The following is a 21,069-nucleotide window of genomic DNA, read 5'->3' as shown; positions in this document are numbered from 1 at the left end:
AGCGGTTCTAAGTTTGAATTAGTGCGCATAGATACTGCTCCGGTAGCCAGTCGTTGAGATGTCCGCCACGGAGTTTTACCAAAGCGCCCATGGGTTCGAACACCACCAATCTCTACTTATCCAGAACCCAGCCAAGCACCGGGTTTTCTATGCTAGAAATTTGTTCTAAAGAACGCTCCATCGTTGTCGATAAATATTTATCGTGCATTCAGGGAGCGGATGAGTATGTTCGGATTTTTGGCCGACAAGGCGAAGGCATTGTCAGAAGCCGTTAGCGAGACGGCGATCTCAGCGAAGGATGCAGTCCTTAACTCTGTTGGAGAGGGGGCAAGCGCCGCTACTGAGTATTTGGAAAAAAATTGGCCGCAGATAGAGCGCGTTGTGGTTGATGGCCTGCTTACTGTTACACATGATCGCATCAAGGATGACGAAGTGTTTTTGCTTGTTGCGGAAAAGGCTTTTGAGCTTCTGCCTGCACCTGTGCGTCTTTTGCTTCCAAGGTCCGCATTCCTCGCGCATACCGAAAAACATCGGGCCTCAATCGTTGAGTTGCTTGAGGAAAAGCGACAGCAGCGGATTGCTCTGGAGGCTCCTGCAGCCGAAGTAACTGAAGGGATACCCACGAGCTAAGGAACTCACTCCTTAGACTCAAGCCCGGCCACTGTGTCGGGTTTTTTATTGCCCACGGAAAGGGCGATTCAGCAAAAGGAATTTGCAGATGTTGAAAGAATTCAGATGCGGTAACTGCAAAAGACTTCTCGCCCGTACGGGTGGGTTTACAGAGCTCCAGATCAAATGTTCCCGGTGCGGGACGTTGAATCATGTGAAGGCCATGAGCCTCGAGCAATCGCCTTTGAGCGACATGAAAGCGGAATCCTCCGCGACAATTCATTCGACTCAATAGGTGACAAAATGACTGTACGAGTACTTGGCAAACACTTCAAAAACGACCTAAAGTTCAGCGGTAGCGCCTCTCAGGTAGCTACGTTGTTCACACCACAACAAAACGTGAATGGCATTATTTTTTATGACATTCGTACCTGGGTCCAAAACACCGTAAGTGTTGGACTGACCCCGCCACCAGATCGCTTTCAATTCACGCTACCGATCATTCATACAGGGGGTGAGGTTTTTCAGCCCATCATGATTCCTGCGGGTCTGGGGGTATATATGCAGTTGAGCGACAGCTACAACATTCCCGTGTACATGCGCTGGGACTATCTCAACGCCGACGGCACTGTGGCTTAAATCACCCTGAAGACGGCAGGCCTACATAATTGGGGGCCTACCAAGCAATACCGCGCGGCTTAGGTCGCGCAACTATTCAAGGCCTCGCCATCGTGCGGGGCCTTTTCGTTTTCGGCCCCATCACACCCATTGCTCCGAACTGGGAGTGCTGCTGGAGCTGACTTATTTGTACAGGTCGTACCTCGGCCACCTTTCTCTATGGAGTGGCGATGGATACTAGTGACCTGGACCCTGGCACGTTCGCGTGGCTTGGCGGTACCGGCACTGTTTTGCTCGGTGGTCTGCTGTTGCTGAGGAAGCCCACAGACTTCCTCAGTGTCTCAAGGTCTGTCGTCCTTGGATCGCAGTGTTAGTTGATCAACCCTTTGCGCGATCATTAAATATACGTTCGTCGCAAACATGCCTACCGCGATTGCGACCAATGCCAAGGTATAGAAATCGCTTTGGCCTGTTGTAACGGTTTCTTTTGAAAGGTTAGCTCTTTCAATGTGCGGAGCTAGCAAGGCTACCAATACACCGCTTTTAATACTAACCCATGAAAAAACGGCCATCAGGCCAGACGACACAATCAAAGCGGTTTTGTGCTGAGGATTTATGTCGGAAATCAGTATTCTCGCAGAAGCGCCTATTGTTCCTAGAACAAAAGGCACCGTCAGCAGAATGATTGCGTTGATGGCTTGGTTGACAATTCTGAGTGTTTCCGGATCCACGTCGTAGATTTCGGGGTTGCGCAGAGATAAGAAGTTAAAAACGAGGAAGACGAATCCAGCGGCAGTCGATATGACGAGCCTGTTCATGAACCTCTTCTTACGCTGAACCTCATCCGCCTCGTATTGTTCACGGTGGAGCTTCATTTCGAGTCGAATGCGCGCTTCCTGGGCGGCGTCAAGTTCAGGCGTAGCGGGTTTCGGCTGACCCTCCTTTTCGCCATTCTGCTCTCGGCCAGGAAAGTCCGCGACGTTGTCTTCTGCAATGGGTCCGTTGTTATTCATCATCGTCCAAGATAAATGGTCATCCAAATTTGAAGGATGAGTGCGGTAGGGAAGTGCATTATCCGCACTCAAGACATTTTCGAAAAGTGCTTTTCCGCACGGAAAGATTCTGTTTTTATGCCACGGTGTTCAGCTGTTTCAGCGCGACACACGCAAACTTAAGCCTCGCCATCGTGCGAGGTTTTTTCATTTCTGGAGTAGTGATGGACCCAACTGACCTCGGCCCAGGCACAGCTACCTGGCTGGGCGGTAGCGCCACAGTTGTATTGGGCGGCCTGCTTTGGCTGCGCCGCTTCCTTTCCAAGGATGCGACCGACCGCGCGATGGACAGCGCCGATATCGGCACGCTGAAGCGGTTGAACGAGTTGCTGAACCAGGAGCGCGCCGCCCGCAAAGAAGCCGAGGCCCGCGCCGATCAATTCGCGAAAGAGCGGAACGACCTGGCCGCCGCCGTCGGCCGCATGGAAGGCAAGATCGAAGCGCTGACAAGCCAGGTCGCTCAACTCACTGATCGAGTGACGCAGCAGAGTGATGAGATCACCCGCCTGCGCACTAAGCTGGGGGGGATCGCCTGATGGACAGATGCGCATTGGAATTTATCGCACGCCGCTGGTGGCGCCGGGCCGAGGTCTGGGCCATTGCCGTCGTGCTTGTGGGAGGTGGCGCCGTTCTTGGTTACCAAGTCGCCTACTGGTCTCTTGCCGAGAACCAGAGCAACCAGGTGACCGATATTCGTAAGGCCTACGACACTGCCATGGGCGAGCGAGACAAGCGCCTGGAAGAGTTGACCCGCCAAACCGGAACCGCCGCCGACAAGGCCACGAAGGCTGCAACTACTGCGGCCCAGGCTGCCGGCAAAGCGGACGAAGCCCTCAACCGGGTATCGCAGTAATCCGCGCCACGTTTTCGAATGCGCCAAGTCGTGGCGCGAGGTTTTCAGATGAGCAACGTCACCCGCCTGCGGCATGCGTTGCCCATGAGCCAGGACATCAACAAGGTCCTGGCTGATCTGGATATCGCCATAGCTAAAGCTGTGGACGCCGCGAGATCAGCAGGCCTGCCCCAGGGCATCGTCGTGGCTATCCTCCACGGACAGGCACATGCTGAAACGGCTAGGATGGTGAGCTCGTAACTCAGGGCGTGCCGTATGAGTTAACGCTTCATCTTTGCGATCAGTGTGCAACGGCAGTATTCACAGCTGCAACTCTGATCAGCCAAGTCATCAAAATCTTGTGTCACGGCTACCGACTTTCCATCCATAGACTTACACCAAGCACAATCGCGCTCATCCCCACAGCTAAGGACTGAATAGCTGTTGAGGCCAGCAGATTTGATACGTGAGATGCCTTCCCTGCGCAAATGTTTGTGAGTGGCTCTTAGGTAGAGACGATGCAGTACAGGCTTTGGCCCGATTGCAAGCCCTTCATCTGTAAGGGTGGCCAGATGCCCTTTAGTAATTTTCATTCGGGCATTGAGGCCCAGTGCACGTTTCTGTTCAGTAGTAAGTGCTTCTTCATCTGCAAGTTTTTTTGTGTGAAGAAAGTCGTTCAGAACTGCGAGCCTCCCCGACTCCTTGATGTGCGGAGAGGCCGCGATCTCGTTCCTAAAATACTCAGTGAGCTGGTTTGGAGCTTCGGTGGCGATCTGACGATTAATAGCGGGTCGACTAGACGGTTTGGGGCCGAACAGCGTTGCTAAAAGTTTCCTTAACATGGCGCCTCCTTTTTGTTTTCTCGACTGGGTGACTTGTAGCTAGTCGACGCTCTGTCGATTGACGAGATGGGGGGAGGTGTGCCGCAGGTGAGTGCGGCACGGATGGATTACTTCACCTTCAACGCTTCTTCAATCTGATCGGCGTAAGAGCTGAGGCTGCTCATTTCAGACTCAAGGATTGTTCCATTGGTTGGCGCGTTAGAAACCTTTGCCTGAATCAGGGTTAGTGCAGCAGATACCGCGAAGGCACGCTTGTCTTCATTTGATGCAGTGCGGTTGTTGTAGCGGGTCATATCAATCGACATGTGTTGCTCCCTTGGTGAGTTGAAACCTACCAATACCGGCAACGCGCCACTATTTCAATGCCGCCTTAGGCTTACGTGAGACAATTTACGACAACCAAGCAACCCGACTGGGAGGCAATCGAACGCGCCTACCGGGCCGGGTTTTGAGCCTGATGGCTTGAGAGGCCTATTTCTACTTCACGTACTTGACGGTTGCACTAACCAGTAACTGATCGTTGACTGTGACTTTGCAAAAGCGCTTTGCAACTGTTTTGTTATCACTCGCGAGTGTGGGGTCGCATTGCAAGAACACCTTTTTGCCCTTCCAGTCCTGAGCTACACCAGCAGTGGCTGCGCTTGCATACTCTTTCATGAATTTCCGATTCCATGGCCCGAAATAGACTTCAGGTTCGCCGCCTCCGAAGAAACCAGATTCCTGCGTGGCGCAGAGCGTACCCTCCATCCTTTCTCCGTCGATGATATTGGCATCGGTGTAGCAGTTCATCAGGCCGTTCCAAACGTCTAGATCTACTGGGCCCCTGTTAACCCAGGTAGGGGCGGTAACGCATCCTGATAGAGTTGCAACTGCGAGAGCGCTAAGGCAAATACATTTAATGCGAGACATTGAATTGAGCTTCCTTACTTTTTGAAGCCGCCACCAATACCGGTAACACTCCACTATTTCAAGCTCAAGGTGATCCATGGATAGGCCATACCCTCCATCGTCACTTCTTGAGTTGTCCGAGCTTTCGGACTTAGGTATGCGTTTAACACCTGCACCTGAGGTGTGGGAATGGCTCCAAACCGAGATCCTTGCCAGCACAGGCAGCATTCACAACGAAGACCATGCCCACCTACTGGATGCAGACATCCGGATCATGTGGGCGTCGTCGAGCTTCGAGAAGCAGGGAAGAACAGTGTTGGGCCAGGCCGAGCAGGTAGCGTTCCGCGCCGGCGGTTGGCAGAAGGCACGGATGGAGCAACAGATGCGTGATTGGTTCGGCGATGTGCCGGCTTTCATCATCACCTTGGCTGCCGAATACTGCGCCCAGTGCAGCGACCTCGAGTTCTGCGCGCTCCTGGAACACGAGCTGTATCACCTGGCTCACGCGACCGATAAGTACGGTCAACCAGCATTCACCCAAGACGGTGCACCGAAGATCAAGCTGCAGGGCCATGACGTTGAAGAGTTCGTCGGTGTGGTCCGCCGCTACGGTGCAAGCCCTGACGTTCAAGCGTTGGTGGATGCTGCAAACAGTCCTGCTGAGGTGGGGAAATTGAACATTGCGAGGGCCTGCGGAACCTGTCTGCTCAAGTCGGCTTAATCCTTGACAGCCCTTGACGGAAAACGAATCTATGGCAGCCCTGAAAGATGAGGTGAAGGCCTTTATTGTCCAAGCCCTGGCCTGCTTCGACACCCCCAGTCAGGTTTGTCAGGCCGTCAAGGAGCAATACGGCATCGAAGTATCCCGCCAACTGTGTGAGCGATACGACCCAACGAAGTATTCCGGTCGTGACCTTGGGCAGAAGTGGAAGACGTTTTTCGAAGAGTGCCGCAAGCGCTTCAGGGAAGAAACTGTCGAGATCCCGATAGCCAACCGTGCCTTTCGCCTTCGCGCCATGAACCGTTTCGTGGAGAGAGCTGAGTCGATGAAAAACATCGGTTTGGCCATGCAGATCTTGGAGCAGGCGGCGAAAGAAACCGGTGATATGTTCGTGAACCGCTCAAAGAAGGAAGAGGCTGGCGACGAACCAGTTATCCCGACCCGCATCCAGGTTGATGTGGTGGATGCGAGGAAGCCGAATGCCGAGCCTTAACGTTCCGCAGGCTCAGTTCCTCACGCTGCCTCACAAATTCCGCGCGTTCGTTGCAGGCTTCGGCTCAGGCAAGACCTGGGTGGGCTGTTCGGCACTGAGCAAACACTTCATGGAGTGGCCCGGCGTCAACGCTGGCTACTTCGCACCGACCTACCCGCAGATTCGGGACATCTTTTATCCGACCATGGATGAGGTGGCCTACGACTGGGGGCTGAAGACCAAGATCAACCAGGCGAACCACGAAGTTCACATCTACAGCGGCCGGCAGTACCGCGGCACTGTGATCTGTCGGTCGATGGAGAAGCCGCAGACGATTGTCGGTTTCAAGATTGGCCATGCCCTGGTGGATGAGCTGGACGTTCTTACTGCCGTCAAGGCTCAACAGGCCTGGCGCAAGATCATCGCCCGTATGCGCTACAACTTGCCCGGGCTGAAGAACGGGGTGGATGTCACCACTACGCCGGAAGGCTTCAAGTTCGTCTTCCTGCAGTTCGTGAAGCAGCTGCGCGACAAGCCGTCGCTCAAGGAGATGTACGGCCTGGTGCAGGCCAGCACCTTCGACAACGAGCTGAACCTGCCGGATGACTACATTGCATCCCTGATGGAGTCGTATCCGCCACAGCTGATCATGGCGTACCTCAAGGGCCAGTTCGTCAACCTCACGTCCGGCACGATCTACACCGCCTACGACCGCAAGCTCAACGGATGCTTCGACACCGTGCAGCCCGGCGAGCCGCTGTTCATCGGGATGGACTTCAACGTGGGCAAAATGGCGGCGATCACCCATGTCAAACGTGACCAGGGGCTGCCCAGGGCGGTGGATGAGCTAATCGACGGATACGACACGCCCGACATGATCCGCCGAATCAAAGAGCGCTACTGGCAGCACGACGGCAACGACTTCAAGAAGACGTGCGAGATCAGGATCTACCCGGATGCCTCTGGCGACTCACGCAAATCCGTGAACGCAAGCATCACCGACTTGGCCATGCTCAAGCAGGCCGGGTTCATGGTCATCGCGCCCGCGTCAAACCCGCCGGTGAAGGACCGTATCAATGCGATGAACGCCGTCTTCTGCAATGCGCAGGGGGATCGCCGCTACTTGATCAACCCTTTCACCTGTCCTACTTATGCCGATGGCCTGGAGCAGCAAGTGTGGGGCGCGAACGGGGAGCCAGACAAAACCGCCGGCATCGATCACGCGAACGACGCCGGCGGCTACTTCATCCACCGCGAGTACCCGATCATCAAACCGGTCACCGCTATCAAAATGGGATACGCCCGATGAGCAACGACGTCTCCTTCAAGCGGGCGGAATACACGGCAGTGCTGGACCGTTGGGCGACCGTTCGCGACGTCTGCGCGGGCCAGCACCGGGTAGTCGATCGGCTGCCGTACATCAACGCGCACGACAAGTCGCCGGAGAACGAAGACCGGAATCGGGCTTACCGCGAGCGGGCGGTTTTCAAGAACGCCACCGGGCACACCCGTAACGGGCTGCTGGGCTTGGCCTTCCACAAAGATCCGACGCTGACGGTCCCGAAGAAGTTGGAATACCTGCAAGACAACGCTAACGGCTCCGGGGTGAGCATTTACCAGCACTCCCAAGGGACGCTGGAGAAGGTGCTTGAAGCTGGGCGCCACGGGCTTTACGTCGACTATCACCAAGACGACGGCATTGGAGGTCACTCGGTGATCCTGTCCTATTGCGCCGAAGACATCATCAACTGGCGCACGGGCATGGTGAACGGTCACAGCGTTCTGACGCTGGTGGTGCTGCGCGAGTCTCCGGAGATTCCTGAAGGCTTCGGCTACAAGACGGCTGAGCAGTACCGGGAACTGGCGCTTGAGGAGGACGGTTTCGTTTGTCGTGTTTGGCGCCGATCCGGGCCGAAAGGTGGCGGGCCACTGGCCGTCATCGAAGAGTTCAGGCCGGAGGGCGTCACGGGGCGTCTCAAGGAGATCCCGTTCACCTTCGCTGGCGCGCAGAACAACGACCCAAGCATTGATGAGTCGCCGCTCTACGACATTGCCATGATTAACCTGGGCCATTACCGGAACAGTGCCGACTACGAAGATAGCGTCTTCTGGTGTGGTCAGGCTCAGCCGTGGATCAGCGGCCTTGATGAGCAGTGGCGCGACTGGATGGAGAAGAACGGCGTTTATGTTGGCTCCAGGGCTCCCATGATGCTGCCGGCGGGTGGTGCATTCGGCTACGCGCAACCGGCGCCGAACACGCTGGTCAAGGAGGCAATGGCCGATAAGAACCAGATGATGATCGAACTGGGTGCCCGGATGGTGGTGGCGTCACTGGCCGCCAAGACCGCAACGGAGTCCCGCGGCGATCAGTCGGCATCCACTTCGGTTCTGGCCGGTTGCGTGGCAAACGTCAGCGAGGCCTACACCCGGGCGATCATGTGGTGCTGCGCCTACATGGGCATTGCTGACAAGAAGGTTGCCTACCAGGTGAATCAGGAGTTCGTCGAGCTGACTGCTGATCCGCAGATGATCACCGCCTTGGTTGGCTTGTGGCAGAACGGCGGCTTTGCGAAAGCGGATCTTCGGGCGTACCTCCGCAAGCTGGGCCTGATCGCACCAGAGCGTACTGACCTGCAGATCGACGGCGAGTTGGAAGAGCAGGGTGACGGACTGGGCCTAGACGACGAGGACAAACCGAATGGCGGCAAACCAAGCAATCCTTGACGCGACCATACGGCACGCGGTCTTCCTCGAAAAGCTCAAGGCTGGGGAGGTGGGCAAGTTTGCTCCCTTCCTCAAGGAGATTGATCGTTCGATCCGTGACCGACTCACCCAGTCAGATCTGACCGAGTACAACGTCAAGCGCCTGGAAACGTTACTTAAGGAGGTCGACAGCCTGTTGCTGGGTATCTTCGACCGATACAGCGCGCAGTTGAACCTCGACCTTGTAGATATCGCCAACTACGAGGCGGAGTTCGAAGCGACCAGCCTGGCCAGGTCTGCACCGGTGGGCGTGTCGCTCGATGTGGTGGCGCCCACAGCTGCTGCAATTCGCACCGCGGTGCTGACGAACCCGCTAAGCGTGCGCGGAACCGGCGGCGGGAAGCTGCTGAAGGCCTTCATCAAGGACTGGACCGGTGCAGAGCGTGAGCGCCTCACCGGCACGATCCGGCAGGGCTTCTTCGAAGGGCAGACGAACTTCCAGATCATTCGCAACATTCGCGGCACCAAGGCGGCAGGGTACAAAGACGGCATCCTGGCCGCCACCAACCATAATGCCAGCACGGTCGTGCACACCGCGATTCAGCATGTGTCGTCCCAGGCTCGCATGGAGGTCGCGAAGGCCAACACGGATATCGTGCAAGAGATCCAAATGGTGGCCACGCTGGACAGCAAGACCAGCCAGCAATGCCGCTCGATGGACAAGCGCAAGTTTCCAGTGGATTCCGGCCCAAGGCCGCCATTTCACCCGAACTGCCGCACCACCTTCATCCTGCTGACCAAGCTCAGCGCGATGTTCGCCAAGGGCGCTACGCGGGCTTCAGTGGGCGCAGATGGCGGCAAGCAGGTAAGTGCCGACCTCAACTACTACCACTGGCTTCAGCTTCAGCCCGCAGCGTTTCAGGACGTTGCCATTGGGCCGGTGCGAGCGAAGTTGTTTCGTGAGGGCGGCCTGACCGTTGAGCGTTTCGCAGAGCTGCAGCTTGATCGCAACTTCGCGCCGCTGACCTTGGTGCAGATGAAGAGCCTAGAGCCGATGGCGTTCGAACATGCTGGAATCTAGGCTATTCACACGCTCGACGCTGTTTATCAAGTGAATTCAGCGCATCGTAATAAGCAGTGTGCCACTTTCCAAAGGAGTCATTGATAGTACCCATTGCTGCGTCTTCGTCGAGCTTATGCATGGACGCAAGCGCTCCAGCCCTTACGGAGTTGGAGATCATCATTGATCTAAGACCTAGCTCCGGTGGGGCATAGGCGGACATAACGATACCCGCCTTGATTAGTGGGCCCGCGTTTTCAGCCAACTCTTGCGGTGTAGAGGTTTTCGGGAAGATCGTGTAGTTGAGCATGTCTCCCAATGCTGCGAGAAAGTTCTCACCTTTTTCTCGAAGAAGTTTTTCTTGTGTGTCGATACGCTGAATGCAAGCGTTTTTTTGACTTAGAGATGCCGTTTGATAACTCGTCAACCAAGTGAAAGTACCAGTGGCAAATACGCCAATTAGGGTGCATACGACGGGAAAGATAATGCTGAATTTGCTTGTGCTGGCTTCGCTCATTGGCTTCCTATCCGATAAGTCACTTTTCTAGAGGAAAGTGAGACCAAAATTCTAAATGAATATGCCCGCCTCACGCGGGCTTTTTTATGCCTGCAAAGTGGGCGAAACATACCCAAGGGGTGCATCAACGTGGCAGAAGAAAACGAAATCGACCTGGACAATCCGGCAATCAAGGCCGCTATCGCGACTGCCGTTGAAGCATCCGTTTCCGGTTTGAAAACCAAGAACTCGGAGCTGCTGGGCAAGCTGAAGGAAACCTCCGGCAAGTTGACCCAGTTCGAAACCCAGTTTGAAGGCATCGACATCGACGCCGTCAAAGGTCTGCTCAGTCGGGCTGGACAAGACGAAGAAACCAAGCTGCTGACCGAGGGCAAGGTGGACGAGGTCTTCAACCGCCGCACTGAGCGCCTGCGCGGTGACTACGACAAGCAGTTGAAGGCCATCAGCGAGCGCGCTGAGAAGGCTGAATCTTTCGCTGCCAAGTTCCAGGGCAAAGTCCTGGGCGACTCCGTGCGCGGAGCAGCACTGAAAGCTGGCGCTCTACCTGAAGCAACCGACGACATCATCCTGCGCGCCAAAGGCGTGTTCACCCTTAACGAAGATGGCGATGCAGTCGCCGTTGATGAATCCGGCCAGGTCATCCTCGGTAAAGACGGCAAGACCCCTCTGACTCCGCTCGAATGGGCGGAATCTCTGCGCGAAAGCGCACCTCACCTGTGGCCAAGGGCTTCAGGGACATTTGCCCCGGGCGGGGGTGGCGGCAAGGCTGCATTTAAGCGCTCCGAAATGACCTCCGAGCAGAAGCGCGACTTTCAGCGCAAGCACGGCCAAACCGCATATCTCGCATTGCCCAAGTAAGGGGATTAACCCATGGCTACAACCGTTAACAGCGACCTGATCATCTATAACGATGAGGCGCAAACCGCATACCTGGAGCGTGTCCAGGACAACCTCGACGTGTTCAACGCATCGTCCAACGGCGCGATGGTGCTGGACAACGAGCTGATTGAAGGCGACTTCCGCAAGCGCGCCCTGTACAAGCTGAACGGCTCTCTGGAGCACCGCGACGTCAACTCCGACGGCAAGGTAATCGCCAAGAAAATCAGCGCCGGCGAAGCTGTTGGCGTCAAAGCTCCATGGAAGTACGGCCCGTACCAGACCACCGAAGAGGCGTTCAAGCGTCGCGGTCGTCCGGTCGAGGAGTTCTCCCAGATCGTCGGCGCCGACGTTGCTGACGCTACCCTGGAAGGCTTCATCCAGTACGCAACTGCTGGCCTGCGTGCCGCCATCGGCTCCAACGCTGACATGGTGGTTTCGGCCAACATCGAAACCGATGGCAAGAAGACGCTGACTCGCGGTATGCGCAAGTTCGGCGACAAGTTCGGCCGTATTGCTCTGTGGGTCATGCACTCCAGCGCCTACTTCGACATCGTCGATGAAGCCATCACCAACAAGATCTACGAAGAAGCTGGCGTCGTGATCTACGGCGGCCTGCCGGGCACCCTGGGCAAGCCGGTACTGGTGACCGATACCGCGCCGGCGGACGTGATCTTCGGCCTGCTGCCAAACGCCGTGACCATTACCGAGTCGCAGGCCCCAGGCTTCCGTTCGTACGACGTGAACGACGAAGAGAACCTGAGCATCGGCTACCGCGCTGAAGGCACCGTGAACATTGATGTGCTGGGTTACAGCTGGAAAGCCACCACTGGCGGTTCCAACCCAACCCTTGCTGCCGTCGGCTCCGCTGCCAACTGGGTCAAGCATGCGGGCAGCAACAAAGTCACCGCCGGCGTGATGATCACGCTGACCGCAACGCCTCCTGTTACTGGCGGTTAAGCCTCAAACTCAACGCGCGGTCAGCAATGGCCGCCTTGGAGAAACACATGGAACTGACTTACAGCAACCAGCTGAGCGGCTTCGACCCGGAGAAGCGTTACCGCAATCCGGAACACTTCGATAAGCCCGAAGCGGGTGTGACCAGCGTGCTGGTGATTGGCGAATGGCCGAGCGTGGTCAATGCGTACGAAGCAGCCGGCATCGATGTGTCGGTGAAGGAAGCCAAGCGGGCGCAGATTGTTGGTGCGGGCAACCAAGCCGAACTGGAAAAGGTTATCGCGGCTTTGCGTGCTGAGCATGGATCGATCCAGATCCTTGTTGACGGCCTGGAAGCTGGCGAAATCCATCGTCCAGAGTCCGGCGACCTGGCGTTGCGCTTGTTTGACGTGCTGGGCACGATCCATGCTTCGGTTGATGAGTTGACCACTGAACGTGACGGCCTGGCCTTGACTGTCGACGCACTACGTGGCGAGGTTGAAGCGCTGAAGAAGCCTGTCATCATGCCCCCGGCTGATGAGGCCGGTGAAATCGCGGCGCTGAAAGCAAAGCTCGATGATGCCAGGGTCCAGTATCGGGCCAACGCCTCGAAAGAATCCTTGGAAAAGCTCGTCGCTGAGTTGCCCAAGGAGTAATACTGCTGGCTGTCGGTCACCCGGCGGCCAATCTACAAACCATTCGAGCGAGTTGACGCATGACACTCATCATCGAGGACGGCACCGGCAAGCCTGACGCCGAAAGCTACGCGAGCGCCGAGGACCTGGCCATGTATGCCGTGAAGTTCGGCGCGGTCATTCCTGAGGGTGTTCCAGCGCAGGAAGCGTTGCTGCGTCGGGCCGCTTTGGCGATGGATGGCATGACCTGGAAGGGGCGCAAGACGAACAGCGAGCAGTCACTGTCCTGGCCGCGCCGGGAAGTGCTGCTGGATCACGAGATCAAGCCGAACAACTACCTGCCGGCGCGCATCCAGTACGGCCAAATGGCCCTGGCCGCCGAGATTCATCATGACGACATCGATCCGGTTGAGAAGCGCAAAGGCGCTGTGACGCTGGAGCGTGTCGAAGGTGCGGTAACCCGCGAATACGCGACGATTTCTAACACTAGCGGCCGACTGTTGCCGGCGGCGCCTGATCGACCGAGCGTTACGCAGCTTGCGGATTATCTAAAGCAACGCGGACTACTCGCCGTACGGGTGTAATCAATAGCCTTCCCAGTGCTTGGTTATTAAGTCGCCAAACCGCTCGTACATTCCGTCCTTGCCGTTTGCAATGGCATCGGCCACCTGCTCGATTGTCGAGATATCAAGCTCCTCCACAAGTGGCACTTCCCGCTCTGCAGCAGCATCAGCAATGTAAGGAAAGTCCGTCTCGTTGACTGCTTTCTTAATTGCTCTGCGTGCGGCGCACTTTTCATCAAGAGATGGTTTGGCACCTTCAGGAACAGAGCGCGCGATTTTTCGCGCAGACTCGTTCAGGTCGTCGCTGGCTTGCTGATAGCTCATCTTTCTTCCTTGAGGACGTGGTGGTGGCAATTTACAACGAAATGGCAGTGATGGCTCTGGATATAATCACAGAGTTCGGCCAGCCTGTGACGATCAGCAGTATGGCGCCAGGCGAGTACGACCCGGAGACGGGCGGGGAAGCTCCAGGGGTTACTGTCGAGCAAATCGCCCAGGGCATCCTGCTCGACTTCACTGGCATCGAATTCCAAAACAACAGCCTCATCAAGCAGGGCGACAAGAAGCTCAAGATCGCGGCGCAGGGCTTGGCCTGGGTGCCGGGTCTGCTCGACAAAGTGATTGCTCAGGGTCGTACCTGGTCAATCGTGCCGCCACTGAAAGAGATCAACCCGGCGGGCACGCCGATCCTGTATGAGTTGCAGGTGCGGTCATGACGAACAAATACGCGAGTATGAACGGCAGCTTTGCCGAGAACATCCGTGACTTCGCCGAACGGGCGAAAGACGGTATCGACGCAACCATTCGCGAGATTGTGATTGAGATCGGCAGCAGCGTTATCCTCAAGTCGCCAGTCGGCAATCCTGAAATCTGGGCAGCGAACGTCGTTCACCGACAGGCGAACAAGCGAGCCGCCGATGACTACGACTTCAAGGTTTCGGTGCGCAACACGATCATCAACCTCAACGAATCGAACTTCACAAAGGCCGGCAAGCTGCGAAAGGGCGTGAAGTACGCCAAGCCCCTGACCAAGACCGAGCGCGACCAGAACTTCAACGTGAACGGTTTGGTTGCGGGGAAGGGCTATGTCGGAGGTCGGTTCCGCGGGAACTGGCAGTTTTCAATTGATGTGCCGGCCGAGGGAGTGCTTGATCAGATCGATGTCAGCGGTAACGTCAGCATCGCCGTGCTCAAGGCACAGGTTCGAACCCTGACCGCGGGGCAGACGGCCTACATCGTGAATAACCTGCCCTACGGAATCCCACTTGAGTATGGGCATAGCAAGCAAGCTCCTCACGGGATGATTCGGGTCACGTTGTCTCAGTTCCAGAAAACTGTCGATGACGCCATCAGGAATAACCAAGTATGAGCCACGCCATCATCGCATCGATCTATGAGGCAAAGCTGCTCGCCTGGAGCAAAGCGCGTGCGGAGCCCATCAAGGTCGTGTTCGAAAACACTCAGTACGACCCTGCGGACGGCGAGACCTACCTGCGGGCGTTCATGCTCCCGGGTGATACGGCCAGCAGCACGCTAGCCGGCGACCATCGGGCGTTCATCGGCGTGTACCAGGTCAGCATTGTGGCCCCGGCTGGCACCGGCAAGGCCAAGACAAACCCACTTGTGGTCGAGTTGACTGGTCTGTTCCGGCTGTATGCCCGAGACACGAAGAGCGGCGTCACAGTGGTCACCATGTCGCCGGTAGAGCAGGGGCCAGGGATCACAGACGCAGCGACATACATGGTTCCGGTCTCTTTCGAGTATCGAGCAGATACCGGCTCATAGGTGTTTTGTTAGTACCCACTGAGCCTCAATCCGCGATATTGCCTATGCGGCTATAATCGGCTCCTTTTTCCCAAGGACCGGCAGATGACAAGTTTGGAAGACCTGATAGACAGCCGAGAACCCGCGCTACCCCTCATTGAAAAAATGTTGGGAGAAGCCGCCTTGGGTTATCAGTTGCTCCCTCCGTCCACTGATAGAGCTCGTGTTCTTTCCGGCCTGCAGATTACAACTAGATCTCCGCTGGGGGCGATAGCCTACGAGACTGGTGGTCTGCTCATTGATCACGGCTGGTTACGCTTGATCGGCTCCGGCCATCCGCAATTGCCCCGAAATCTTGTTGATTGGAACAAGGGCCGTGCCGATGGTTATTTACTGGTCGCCGACGATGCTGCTGGAGGGTTCTTTTCCATCAACGGCGGCGGTCTGGGCGATGATGTAGGATCGATGTATTACTGGGCACCCGATACATTGCGGTGGGAGCAGTTAGATATTGGTTATACCGACTTTTTTGGTTGGGCCTTAAGTGATCGGCTCGCTACTTTTTACGACGGCCTGCGCTGGGATGGCTGGCGTCATGACCTGCGGGAATTGAGAGCAGATCAGTGCTTTTCATTCTTTCCGTTTCTCTGGACTAAGGAAGGCTCAATCAACGAAAGCAGCCGCACGCTGATCGATGTCGGTGAGCAGTTTGAGATAAACGTCGAGTTAGCTTCCAAACTCGACAAACCAGATTGATGGACAAACTGAGACACCTGCGTCCTTCACTCAATGAGTGCTACTCCTACATAGAACATTCAGCTTCCGGGATGTTGCCTTATGAAGAATAGCTAGTCAGCTGTATCGGCATCCGCCGCTCCTACGGTTTACCAATGAACCCGCCTCTGTGCGGGTTTTGTCATTTCTGAAAAGAGGAAACACCCATGCAAATGCCCAACGGCGCCACTCTTGAGATCGCGTCCATCTACGGCACGGCGATCCCATTCACCGCTCTGACCAACGCCAATCCAGCCGTCGCGACTGCTGCGGCGCACGGCCTGGCCGAGGGCGACGTCATTGCCGTAAATTCTGGCTGGACCCGCCTGGATGGTCGCGGCGTCCGAGTTGGGGAGATCGCCAGCGGCACGTTCGCGCTGGAGAGCGTCAACACGACCAGCATTCAACAGTATCCCACGGGCTCGGGGATTGGTTCCGTTCGCGAGGTGACAGCCTTCACCGAAATCTCGCAGATTACTGAGATGAATTCCAGTGGTGGTGATCAGCAGTTCCTGACCTTCGGCTTCCTGGCTGACGATGATGATCGCCAGATGCCGACCACAAAGAACCCGATCACGCTGACCTTCACCGTCGCCGACGATCCGTCCAAGCCATATGTGGCCGTCTGTGAGGCGGCGGACGATGATAAGCAAGCTCGCTTGCTTCGCCTGAACCTGCCGGGCGGTAGCAGCATTATCTACAACGGCTACGTGTCCATCACGTCGACCCCGACCATGTCCCGTAACAACCTGATGACCCGTGTTATCAGCCTGGCGCTGACCGGCCGCCCGACCCGTTACGCAGCTGCGGTGTAACCCATGGCTAAGTTCAAGTTGATTCAGAAACCGACCTTCAAAGCGCCGGTGATGATCCAGCGGGCGGGCTACAGTGCCGAAAAGGTGGAGTTCGAGTTTAAGTACTTGGACCGTACCGCGCTTGCCGAGCTGTACACCGGCTGGAACGAGCGTCACGACGAACTGGGCAAGCAGGTCGGCGATATGGACCTCAAAGCTTTCACCGCCGCCCAGATCGCACTGCAAGCGGATCAACTGCTGGATGTGGTTGTGGGCTGGGACATCGAAGAGGAGTTCACGCCTGAAAATGTGCACATCCTCGTCAACTCGATCAACTCGGCGCCTAAGGCCGTTCTGAACGCTTACGCCGATGCCTTCAGTGAGGCCCGCCTGGGAAACTCCTAAGCGCCTGCCGCGCGCTGTATGAGCCCGGGCCGTCAGATGCAGATTTGATGGCCTTCGGCTTGTCTCGCCAGGACATTCCCGACAAGGAAGTCGGCATCTGGCCCGACAACTGGGACACCTTCAGAGTCTTCGAGGCCATGAGCACCCAGTGGCGCACAGGCGCGTACGGCGCTACAGGCATGGACTACAGCGTTCTCTCCGGTGTGATTCGGATGTGTGGCGTACCGCTCAGCCAGCGACAAACCATTTTCAGCGACTTCCGCCGTATGGAGGCTGAAGCCCTGCAGGTGATGGCGGAACAGAGAGAAAACAAATGAGCACCAACTTCGCTTCCCTGGGTATTGCGGTCGAGTCTTCGCAGGCCGCAAAGGCTGCTACTGATCTGGATAAGCTGGTCGATTCTGCCGAAGGCGCCCAGAAGGCCATTGATGACCTGGGCAAAACAGGCGAAGGCCTGGCCAACACCGGCAAAAAGGTTTCCCAGGCTGAAGCGGATGTTGCGCAAAGCATCGACAAATCCACTGCCGCTAGGGATCGGCAGGCCGGGGCCAGCCGAAAGGCCACCGATAGCGCGGTAGCGGAAATCAGCGTTATCAGCCAGCTCGATAAGGCGATGACGGGCAACATCGACAGCATGGAGTCGCTGATTCAGGCCGAGGGCTTGCTGGAGCGCGCTCGCAAGGGTGGCTTGGTCACCATCGAGGAGCAGGCGAAGTATCAGGACCAATTGGCAAAAGCCTACGACAAGATCGAAAAGGCCGAATCCAAAGAGCTGGCACAGAAGCAAAAGCTGATCGAAGCGGAAAATCGCCAAATTGAGGCGCTGAAACGTACCGTCAATGGGATTGACCCGGTGACCGCCAAGCTGGCGAAACTGGAGACTCAGGAGAAGGCGCTCAATGACCTGAAAAAAGCAGGCATCATTGACGCCGATCGTTACAGTGAGGCGCTGGCCAAGATCGGGAAGGACCGTGCTGGACTGACCGACGCAGCCAGTGCGTTCGACAAGTTGAAGCTCGGTACTCGACAGGCGCAAGAAAACGTCATGCAACTCGCCAACGCCATCCAGGCGGGTGACTTGGGCAGCGGGGCGAGAGCCATTGCACAGCTCGGTGCTGGCGCCGGTGAATCAGCGAAAAGCCTGGCGGGAATGCTGATCCCGGCCGGCCTGCTGGTCGCTGTGATTGGCTCGCTGGGTTACGCCTACTTCGACGCAATGAAGCAGGCTCGCGAGTTCAATGCCGCAATCAATGGCGGCACGAACGGAGCCGGACAGACCATTGCCAGCTTGAAGGACATGGCTGATGGTGCTGGGCGCATCACCGGGAACATGTCCGGTGCGCGGGAGGCGGTCGTGTCCCTGGCGTCCGGCGCAGCCACCAGCGGCACGCAGATGCACAACCTAGCCGAAGCTGCCGCCGCTGTAAGCGAGGTCACCGGGCAGGGGGCGGGCGAACTCGCCAAGGCCTTCGCCACCGCCGGCGAAACGGCCACCGAAGCCGCAGGCAAAATCAGCAGTCAGTACGGATTGTTGACCCTTGAGCAGTACCAGGTGATCAAGGGACTGGATGACCAGGGCGACAGCCAGCGTGCCTTGGATGTTCTCAGTGAAGACCTGAATCATGCCGCACTGACGAGGCTGAAGACCTACCGCGAGTCGCTATCCGACGTTGAGCGCGACTGGGACAACATCAAGACAGCCATCAAGGGCGCATATGCCGAGGTTCGGTCGGAGATATTTCCCGACCTGGCCAAGCAGATCGAGATCACTCAGCGGGTGCTGGATACCCGGAAGGGTGGTGGTGTAGCTGGCGTAATCTCCAACGGCCTCAGCTCACTCAACACTGCGCTCGGCCTGGGCACCGGCGAACACGATGACTCGACCGAAGCGCTGGAAAAGAAACTGGCGGGGCTGAAGTCTCGACTTTCTGCCAGCACCGCCCAGACGGCCGCGACTGGCGAGGCCACCGACGCAAATCAGAAGGCCATTGAGGCCCAGCGGGCGCTCGATGCGCAGCTCGATAACGTCAACCCTCTGGCCAAGCGCCAGGCTGGCCTGAAGAAACTCAACGATCAGTTCCGCGCTCTCTACGAAAACGCCGAGAAAACCGGGCAGAAATCACCATTGCTTGATGGTGTCAGTTTCGATGGTGCCAAGTTCTCTGGCGGTGCGTACGACACGCTGCTGAAAGGGCTTGAGACCAAGAACAAAGACCCAAAAGCGGCAGGCGCCCAGGTTGACCTGACCGGCTTCAACAACGCCAAGAACGACCTGGCAGCCATCACCGACACCTACAAAAACTACCAGAAGGAACTGGACGCGGCGCAGAAGGCCGGCTTGATGTCCGAGGCTGACTACCTGCTGCGGCGCCAGGCGCTGATCGGCAACCAGCTCGACCAGACCACGGCAGCGTATGAGGCTGAGATTGCGGCGTTGGAAGCCGTCAAGGGCAAGAAGTCCACATCTGCCGCGCAGAGCATCCAACTCGACCAGAAGATCGCCGACGCGCGCGCAGGGATGGTCAAGGCGCAGAAGGATGCTGATAGCCAGCTTGAGGTGTTGGCGACCAATGAGGCCGGGCGACTCGCCAAGCAGGAACGGGCGATCAGCTCGTACGTGCAGGCGCTAGGGCAGCAACAGCGGGCCCTGGAGTTGGCCGGGCAACGCGCCGTTCTGGGCGTCGGTCAGGGAGAACGCCAGAACGCGCTCAACGGGGAGCTGAACAGCCAGCAAGATCGGTTTGCTCAGCAGTCGCTGGAGCTGGAAAACCAGCGCTCCGACCCGTCGCGCAACATGTCCGAGGAAGAATTCACCCGCAAATCGCAGGCACTCGCCGATGCGAACAAGAAGGCCACCGACCAGATCCGGCAGAACTATGCGGATGTGGAAACTGCCCAAGGCGATTGGACGAAGGGCGCTACGGCGGCCTGGGAAAACTACCTGGACTCGGCGCAGAACATTGCGGGGCAGACCAAGAACCTATTCGGCAATGCCTTCAGTTCCATGGAGGACTCGATCGTCAACTTCGCCATCACTGGGAAGTCGTCGTTTGCGGACTTCACCAAGTCGATTTTGGCGGACATGGCTCGCATCGCTACACGTCAGGCCAGTTCGGCATTGCTGGGTAGCTTAGTGGGGGCGGCAGCGAGCTACTTCGGCGGCAGTGCGGCCGGCGGCGGTAATGGGCTTGCTGCTGGTTCTGCGGGAGCGAACTCGTCGAATCTCGGTGCGTCGGCGGGCGGCTACTCCAATACCTACTTTCCTCAAGCACTGGGTGGCGCCTGGTCCGGTGGTGTGCAGATGTTCGCCGATGGCGGCGCGTTCACCAACTCTGTCGTCAGCAAACCCACGGCGTTCGGTATGGCCAACGGCAAGACCGGGATCATGGGTGAAGCGGGCGAAGAGGCGATCATGCCGCTCACGCGCACCTCCAGCGGCAAGCTTGGCGTTATGGCTATGGGCGGTGGCAGCGCCGGCGGCATGCAGATCAATGTCGAGGTGCACATCGACGGCGACGGCAACGCGTCGTCCTCATCCGATGATCCCGGCTACGACCTGTTCGGCAAGGAGCTGGCGACGTTCGTCGAGCAAAAGTATCAGGAGCTGCGGACCAAGGACATGCGCCAGGGCGGCGTCATCAACAAAGCAATCAAGGGGCGCTGATGGCCATCGAACGATTCATCTGGGAAACGGAGAAGGGCGCGGAAGGGGATGTTGCCCAGCGCGTCCGCACCAAGCAGTTCGGCGACGGTTACGAGCAGTCAGTCGAGGACGGCCTCAACAACCAGTCCCAGTCCTGGCCGCTCGTCTTCACCGGCGCCAAGCCTCGGGTGATGTTGATTAAGGCGTTCCTTGATCGGCACAAGGGTGCAAGGGCTTTTCTCTGGACTCCGCCCCTCGGGGAGCTTGGCCTCTACAAGTGCAACGGCTACAAGCCCGTTCACCGCGGCGGACAGGTCTACGCCATCAACGCCAATTTTCAGCAAACCTTTCACCCCTGAGATAAC

Annotated in this window: 30 protein-coding genes and 1 pseudogene; 25 read left to right on the top strand and 6 right to left on the bottom strand. The window is 57.2% G+C overall.

The genetic code is table 11. The annotated features are described in order from the left end of the window. Nucleotides 1-225: 225 nt before the first annotated feature. The 4 genes and pseudogenes from HX868_RS19115 to HX868_RS31275 all read left to right on the top strand — a co-directional run. Nucleotides 226-630: a hypothetical protein gene (locus HX868_RS19115; RefSeq protein ID WP_177003996.1), complete on the top strand. Its 405-nt coding sequence runs from the start codon at nt 226-228 to the stop codon at nt 628-630. Nucleotides 631-712: 82 nt separating this feature from the next. Further along, entirely contained in the window at nt 713-904 is a 192-nt protein-coding gene (locus tag HX868_RS19110; protein ID WP_177003995.1) for a zinc finger domain-containing protein, read from the top strand. 8 nt (nt 905-912) lie between these two features. Next, nucleotides 913-1,248, top strand: coding sequence for a 3-methyladenine DNA glycosylase (locus HX868_RS19105; RefSeq protein ID WP_177003994.1), 336 nt, complete (start codon nt 913-915; stop codon nt 1,246-1,248). 209 nt (nt 1,249-1,457) lie between these two features. Next, nucleotides 1,458-1,547 (top strand): annotated as a pseudogene (locus HX868_RS31275) (chemotaxis protein); the annotation flags it as partial. A 21-nt stretch (nt 1,548-1,568) separates the two neighbouring features. Here HX868_RS31275 and HX868_RS19100 read toward each other — a convergent pair. Continuing rightward, nucleotides 1,569-2,312 (bottom strand): hypothetical protein, encoded by a 744-nt coding sequence (locus tag HX868_RS19100; protein ID WP_143192519.1) that lies wholly within the window; start codon nt 2,310-2,312, stop codon nt 1,569-1,571. 131 nt (nt 2,313-2,443) lie between these two features. Here HX868_RS19100 and HX868_RS19095 point away from each other — a divergent pair, with 131 nt between their 5' ends. Genes HX868_RS19095 through HX868_RS19085 form a run of 3 tightly spaced genes read left to right on the top strand, consistent with a single transcriptional unit; the run spans nt 2,444 to nt 3,372 of the window. After that, on the top strand, nt 2,444-2,815 hold the full coding sequence (locus HX868_RS19095; RefSeq protein WP_025856073.1) for a chemotaxis protein: 372 nt from the start codon (nt 2,444-2,446) through the stop codon (nt 2,813-2,815). After that, nucleotides 2,815-3,132 (top strand): hypothetical protein, encoded by a 318-nt coding sequence (locus HX868_RS19090; protein WP_177003993.1) that lies wholly within the window; start codon nt 2,815-2,817, stop codon nt 3,130-3,132. The genes HX868_RS19095 and HX868_RS19090 overlap by 1 nt, the downstream gene beginning before the upstream one ends. A gap of 48 nt (nt 3,133-3,180) precedes the next feature. Then, on the top strand, nt 3,181-3,372 hold the full coding sequence (locus HX868_RS19085) for a hypothetical protein (protein WP_177003992.1): 192 nt from the start codon (nt 3,181-3,183) through the stop codon (nt 3,370-3,372). A gap of 20 nt (nt 3,373-3,392) precedes the next feature. On the opposite strand, the gene HX868_RS19080 is transcribed toward HX868_RS19085, so the two are convergent. From HX868_RS19080 to HX868_RS19070, 3 genes are all read right to left on the bottom strand, one after another. After that, nucleotides 3,393-3,953: a hypothetical protein gene (locus tag HX868_RS19080; RefSeq protein WP_177003991.1), complete on the bottom strand. Its 561-nt coding sequence runs from the start codon at nt 3,951-3,953 to the stop codon at nt 3,393-3,395. 107 nt (nt 3,954-4,060) lie between these two features. Next, entirely contained in the window at nt 4,061-4,258 is a 198-nt protein-coding gene (locus tag HX868_RS19075; RefSeq protein WP_246355555.1) for a hypothetical protein, read from the bottom strand. 172 nt (nt 4,259-4,430) lie between these two features. Beyond that, nucleotides 4,431-4,742: a hypothetical protein gene (locus tag HX868_RS19070; RefSeq protein ID WP_068936736.1), complete on the bottom strand. Its 312-nt coding sequence runs from the start codon at nt 4,740-4,742 to the stop codon at nt 4,431-4,433. A 196-nt stretch (nt 4,743-4,938) separates the two neighbouring features. Here HX868_RS19070 and HX868_RS19065 point away from each other — a divergent pair, with 196 nt between their 5' ends. The 5 genes from HX868_RS19065 to HX868_RS19045 are packed head-to-tail and all read left to right on the top strand — an operon-like array spanning nt 4,939 to nt 9,818. Next, complete coding sequence (locus tag HX868_RS19065) at nt 4,939-5,562, top strand: putative metallopeptidase (protein WP_177003990.1); 624 nt, start codon at nt 4,939-4,941, stop codon at nt 5,560-5,562. Between the two features lie 31 nt (nt 5,563-5,593). Then, the gene (locus HX868_RS19060; RefSeq protein ID WP_177003989.1) at nt 5,594-6,055 is read left to right on the top strand and encodes a DUF2280 domain-containing protein; all 462 of its coding nucleotides are present in this window, start codon (nt 5,594-5,596) and stop codon (nt 6,053-6,055) included. Then, a complete protein-coding gene (locus HX868_RS19055) occupies nt 6,042-7,343 on the top strand; it encodes a terminase large subunit domain-containing protein (RefSeq protein WP_177003988.1) in 1,302 nt (433 codons plus the stop codon). Before HX868_RS19060 ends, HX868_RS19055 begins: the two co-directional genes overlap by 14 nt. After that, a complete protein-coding gene (locus HX868_RS19050) occupies nt 7,340-8,758 on the top strand; it encodes a DUF4055 domain-containing protein (RefSeq protein WP_177003987.1) in 1,419 nt (472 codons plus the stop codon). The genes HX868_RS19055 and HX868_RS19050 overlap by 4 nt, the downstream gene beginning before the upstream one ends. Further along, the gene (locus HX868_RS19045; protein WP_177003986.1) at nt 8,733-9,818 is read left to right on the top strand and encodes a minor capsid protein; all 1,086 of its coding nucleotides are present in this window, start codon (nt 8,733-8,735) and stop codon (nt 9,816-9,818) included. Before HX868_RS19050 ends, HX868_RS19045 begins: the two co-directional genes overlap by 26 nt. Nucleotide 9,819: 1 nt before the next feature. On the opposite strand, the gene HX868_RS19040 is transcribed toward HX868_RS19045, so the two are convergent. After that, nucleotides 9,820-10,314 (bottom strand): hypothetical protein, encoded by a 495-nt coding sequence (locus HX868_RS19040; RefSeq protein WP_177003985.1) that lies wholly within the window; start codon nt 10,312-10,314, stop codon nt 9,820-9,822. Nucleotides 10,315-10,443: 129 nt separating this feature from the next. On the opposite strand from HX868_RS19040, the gene HX868_RS19035 reads away from it, so the two are divergent. From HX868_RS19035 to HX868_RS19020, 4 genes are read left to right on the top strand one after another with little or no spacing between them, the layout of a single operon-like run. Beyond that, complete coding sequence (locus HX868_RS19035) at nt 10,444-11,172, top strand: hypothetical protein (protein ID WP_177003984.1); 729 nt, start codon at nt 10,444-10,446, stop codon at nt 11,170-11,172. Nucleotides 11,173-11,184: 12 nt separating this feature from the next. Beyond that, entirely contained in the window at nt 11,185-12,150 is a 966-nt protein-coding gene (locus HX868_RS19030) for a major capsid protein (RefSeq protein ID WP_177003983.1), read from the top strand. A 26-nt stretch (nt 12,151-12,176) separates the two neighbouring features. Next, nucleotides 12,177-12,782, top strand: a complete 606-nt coding sequence (locus tag HX868_RS19025) for a hypothetical protein (protein WP_246355554.1) — start codon at nt 12,177-12,179, stop codon at nt 12,780-12,782. A 59-nt stretch (nt 12,783-12,841) separates the two neighbouring features. Further along, nucleotides 12,842-13,345 (top strand): DnaT-like ssDNA-binding protein, encoded by a 504-nt coding sequence (locus tag HX868_RS19020; protein WP_177003982.1) that lies wholly within the window; start codon nt 12,842-12,844, stop codon nt 13,343-13,345. On the opposite strand, the gene HX868_RS19015 is transcribed toward HX868_RS19020, so the two are convergent. Further along, a complete protein-coding gene (locus tag HX868_RS19015) occupies nt 13,346-13,648 on the bottom strand; it encodes a hypothetical protein (protein ID WP_177003981.1) in 303 nt (100 codons plus the stop codon). It lies immediately after the preceding gene. A gap of 23 nt (nt 13,649-13,671) precedes the next feature. Here HX868_RS19015 and HX868_RS19010 point away from each other — a divergent pair, with 23 nt between their 5' ends. The 9 genes from HX868_RS19010 (at nt 13,672) to HX868_RS18970 (ending at nt 21,063) form a co-directional block, all read left to right on the top strand. Beyond that, nucleotides 13,672-14,040 carry a hypothetical protein gene (locus HX868_RS19010; RefSeq protein ID WP_177003980.1) on the top strand — a complete coding sequence of 123 codons (369 nt, stop codon included), beginning with the start codon at nt 13,672-13,674 and terminating at the stop codon, nt 14,038-14,040. Next, a complete protein-coding gene (locus HX868_RS19005) occupies nt 14,037-14,693 on the top strand; it encodes a hypothetical protein (RefSeq protein WP_177003979.1) in 657 nt (218 codons plus the stop codon). Before HX868_RS19010 ends, HX868_RS19005 begins: the two co-directional genes overlap by 4 nt. Beyond that, nucleotides 14,690-15,109 carry a phage tail terminator-like protein gene (locus tag HX868_RS19000; protein WP_177003978.1) on the top strand — a complete coding sequence of 140 codons (420 nt, stop codon included), beginning with the start codon at nt 14,690-14,692 and terminating at the stop codon, nt 15,107-15,109. The genes HX868_RS19005 and HX868_RS19000 overlap by 4 nt, the downstream gene beginning before the upstream one ends. Before the next feature lie 84 nt (nt 15,110-15,193). After that, nucleotides 15,194-15,844 carry a DUF2625 domain-containing protein gene (locus tag HX868_RS18995; RefSeq protein WP_177003977.1) on the top strand — a complete coding sequence of 217 codons (651 nt, stop codon included), beginning with the start codon at nt 15,194-15,196 and terminating at the stop codon, nt 15,842-15,844. Between the two features lie 185 nt (nt 15,845-16,029). Continuing rightward, complete coding sequence (locus tag HX868_RS18990) at nt 16,030-16,677, top strand: phage tail protein (protein WP_177003976.1); 648 nt, start codon at nt 16,030-16,032, stop codon at nt 16,675-16,677. 3 nt (nt 16,678-16,680) lie between these two features. Further along, nucleotides 16,681-17,061: a phage tail assembly chaperone gene (locus tag HX868_RS18985; protein WP_177003975.1), complete on the top strand. Its 381-nt coding sequence runs from the start codon at nt 16,681-16,683 to the stop codon at nt 17,059-17,061. 47 nt (nt 17,062-17,108) lie between these two features. After that, complete coding sequence (locus tag HX868_RS18980; RefSeq protein ID WP_177003974.1) at nt 17,109-17,378, top strand: DUF1799 domain-containing protein; 270 nt, start codon at nt 17,109-17,111, stop codon at nt 17,376-17,378. Then, complete coding sequence (locus HX868_RS18975) at nt 17,375-20,725, top strand: phage tail tape measure protein (protein WP_177003973.1); 3,351 nt, start codon at nt 17,375-17,377, stop codon at nt 20,723-20,725. Before HX868_RS18980 ends, HX868_RS18975 begins: the two co-directional genes overlap by 4 nt. Then, nucleotides 20,725-21,063: a phage tail protein gene (locus tag HX868_RS18970; RefSeq protein ID WP_177003972.1), complete on the top strand. Its 339-nt coding sequence runs from the start codon at nt 20,725-20,727 to the stop codon at nt 21,061-21,063. Before HX868_RS18975 ends, HX868_RS18970 begins: the two co-directional genes overlap by 1 nt. Nucleotides 21,064-21,069 lie beyond the last annotated feature (6 nt).

This window comes from Pseudomonas reactans (genome assembly GCF_013385825.1).
Classification (GTDB): domain Bacteria; phylum Pseudomonadota; class Gammaproteobacteria; order Pseudomonadales; family Pseudomonadaceae; genus Aquipseudomonas; species Aquipseudomonas reactans.
Note: the sequence above shows the minus strand (reverse complement) of the source record. Positions and strands in the feature narration are given on the sequence as shown.

What these genes read in the sequence shown, in the direction of transcription:
- HX868_RS19115 (WP_177003996.1), top strand. Translation starts at nt 226, where the DNA reads ATGTTCGGATTTTTGGCCGACAAGGCGAAGGCATTGTCAGAAGCCGTT.
- HX868_RS19105 (WP_177003994.1), top strand. Translation starts at nt 913, where the DNA reads ATGACTGTACGAGTACTTGGCAAACACTTCAAAAACGACCTAAAGTTC.
- HX868_RS19095 (WP_025856073.1), top strand. Translation starts at nt 2,444, where the DNA reads ATGGACCCAACTGACCTCGGCCCAGGCACAGCTACCTGGCTGGGCGGT.
- HX868_RS19090 (WP_177003993.1), top strand. Translation starts at nt 2,815, where the DNA reads ATGGACAGATGCGCATTGGAATTTATCGCACGCCGCTGGTGGCGCCGG.
- HX868_RS19085 (WP_177003992.1), top strand. Translation starts at nt 3,181, where the DNA reads ATGAGCAACGTCACCCGCCTGCGGCATGCGTTGCCCATGAGCCAGGAC.
- HX868_RS19080 (WP_177003991.1), bottom strand. Translation starts at nt 3,953, where the DNA reads ATGTTAAGGAAACTTTTAGCAACGCTGTTCGGCCCCAAACCGTCTAGT.
- HX868_RS19075 (WP_246355555.1), bottom strand. Translation starts at nt 4,258, where the DNA reads ATGTCGATTGATATGACCCGCTACAACAACCGCACTGCATCAAATGAA.
- HX868_RS19070 (WP_068936736.1), bottom strand. Translation starts at nt 4,742, where the DNA reads ATGAACTGCTACACCGATGCCAATATCATCGACGGAGAAAGGATGGAG.
- HX868_RS19065 (WP_177003990.1), top strand. Translation starts at nt 4,939, where the DNA reads ATGGATAGGCCATACCCTCCATCGTCACTTCTTGAGTTGTCCGAGCTT.
- HX868_RS19060 (WP_177003989.1), top strand. Translation starts at nt 5,594, where the DNA reads ATGGCAGCCCTGAAAGATGAGGTGAAGGCCTTTATTGTCCAAGCCCTG.
- HX868_RS19055 (WP_177003988.1), top strand. Translation starts at nt 6,042, where the DNA reads ATGCCGAGCCTTAACGTTCCGCAGGCTCAGTTCCTCACGCTGCCTCAC.
- HX868_RS19050 (WP_177003987.1), top strand. Translation starts at nt 7,340, where the DNA reads ATGAGCAACGACGTCTCCTTCAAGCGGGCGGAATACACGGCAGTGCTG.
- HX868_RS19045 (WP_177003986.1), top strand. Translation starts at nt 8,733, where the DNA reads ATGGCGGCAAACCAAGCAATCCTTGACGCGACCATACGGCACGCGGTC.
- HX868_RS19040 (WP_177003985.1), bottom strand. Translation starts at nt 10,314, where the DNA reads ATGAGCGAAGCCAGCACAAGCAAATTCAGCATTATCTTTCCCGTCGTA.
- HX868_RS19030 (WP_177003983.1), top strand. Translation starts at nt 11,185, where the DNA reads ATGGCTACAACCGTTAACAGCGACCTGATCATCTATAACGATGAGGCG.
- HX868_RS19025 (WP_246355554.1), top strand. Translation starts at nt 12,177, where the DNA reads ATGGCCGCCTTGGAGAAACACATGGAACTGACTTACAGCAACCAGCTG.
- HX868_RS19020 (WP_177003982.1), top strand. Translation starts at nt 12,842, where the DNA reads ATGACACTCATCATCGAGGACGGCACCGGCAAGCCTGACGCCGAAAGC.
- HX868_RS19015 (WP_177003981.1), bottom strand. Translation starts at nt 13,648, where the DNA reads ATGAGCTATCAGCAAGCCAGCGACGACCTGAACGAGTCTGCGCGAAAA.
- HX868_RS19005 (WP_177003979.1), top strand. Translation starts at nt 14,037, where the DNA reads ATGACGAACAAATACGCGAGTATGAACGGCAGCTTTGCCGAGAACATC.
- HX868_RS19000 (WP_177003978.1), top strand. Translation starts at nt 14,690, where the DNA reads ATGAGCCACGCCATCATCGCATCGATCTATGAGGCAAAGCTGCTCGCC.
- HX868_RS18995 (WP_177003977.1), top strand. Translation starts at nt 15,194, where the DNA reads ATGACAAGTTTGGAAGACCTGATAGACAGCCGAGAACCCGCGCTACCC.
- HX868_RS18990 (WP_177003976.1), top strand. Translation starts at nt 16,030, where the DNA reads ATGCAAATGCCCAACGGCGCCACTCTTGAGATCGCGTCCATCTACGGC.
- HX868_RS18985 (WP_177003975.1), top strand. Translation starts at nt 16,681, where the DNA reads ATGGCTAAGTTCAAGTTGATTCAGAAACCGACCTTCAAAGCGCCGGTG.
- HX868_RS18980 (WP_177003974.1), top strand. Translation starts at nt 17,109, where the DNA reads ATGGCCTTCGGCTTGTCTCGCCAGGACATTCCCGACAAGGAAGTCGGC.
- HX868_RS18975 (WP_177003973.1), top strand. Translation starts at nt 17,375, where the DNA reads ATGAGCACCAACTTCGCTTCCCTGGGTATTGCGGTCGAGTCTTCGCAG.
- HX868_RS18970 (WP_177003972.1), top strand. Translation starts at nt 20,725, where the DNA reads ATGGCCATCGAACGATTCATCTGGGAAACGGAGAAGGGCGCGGAAGGG.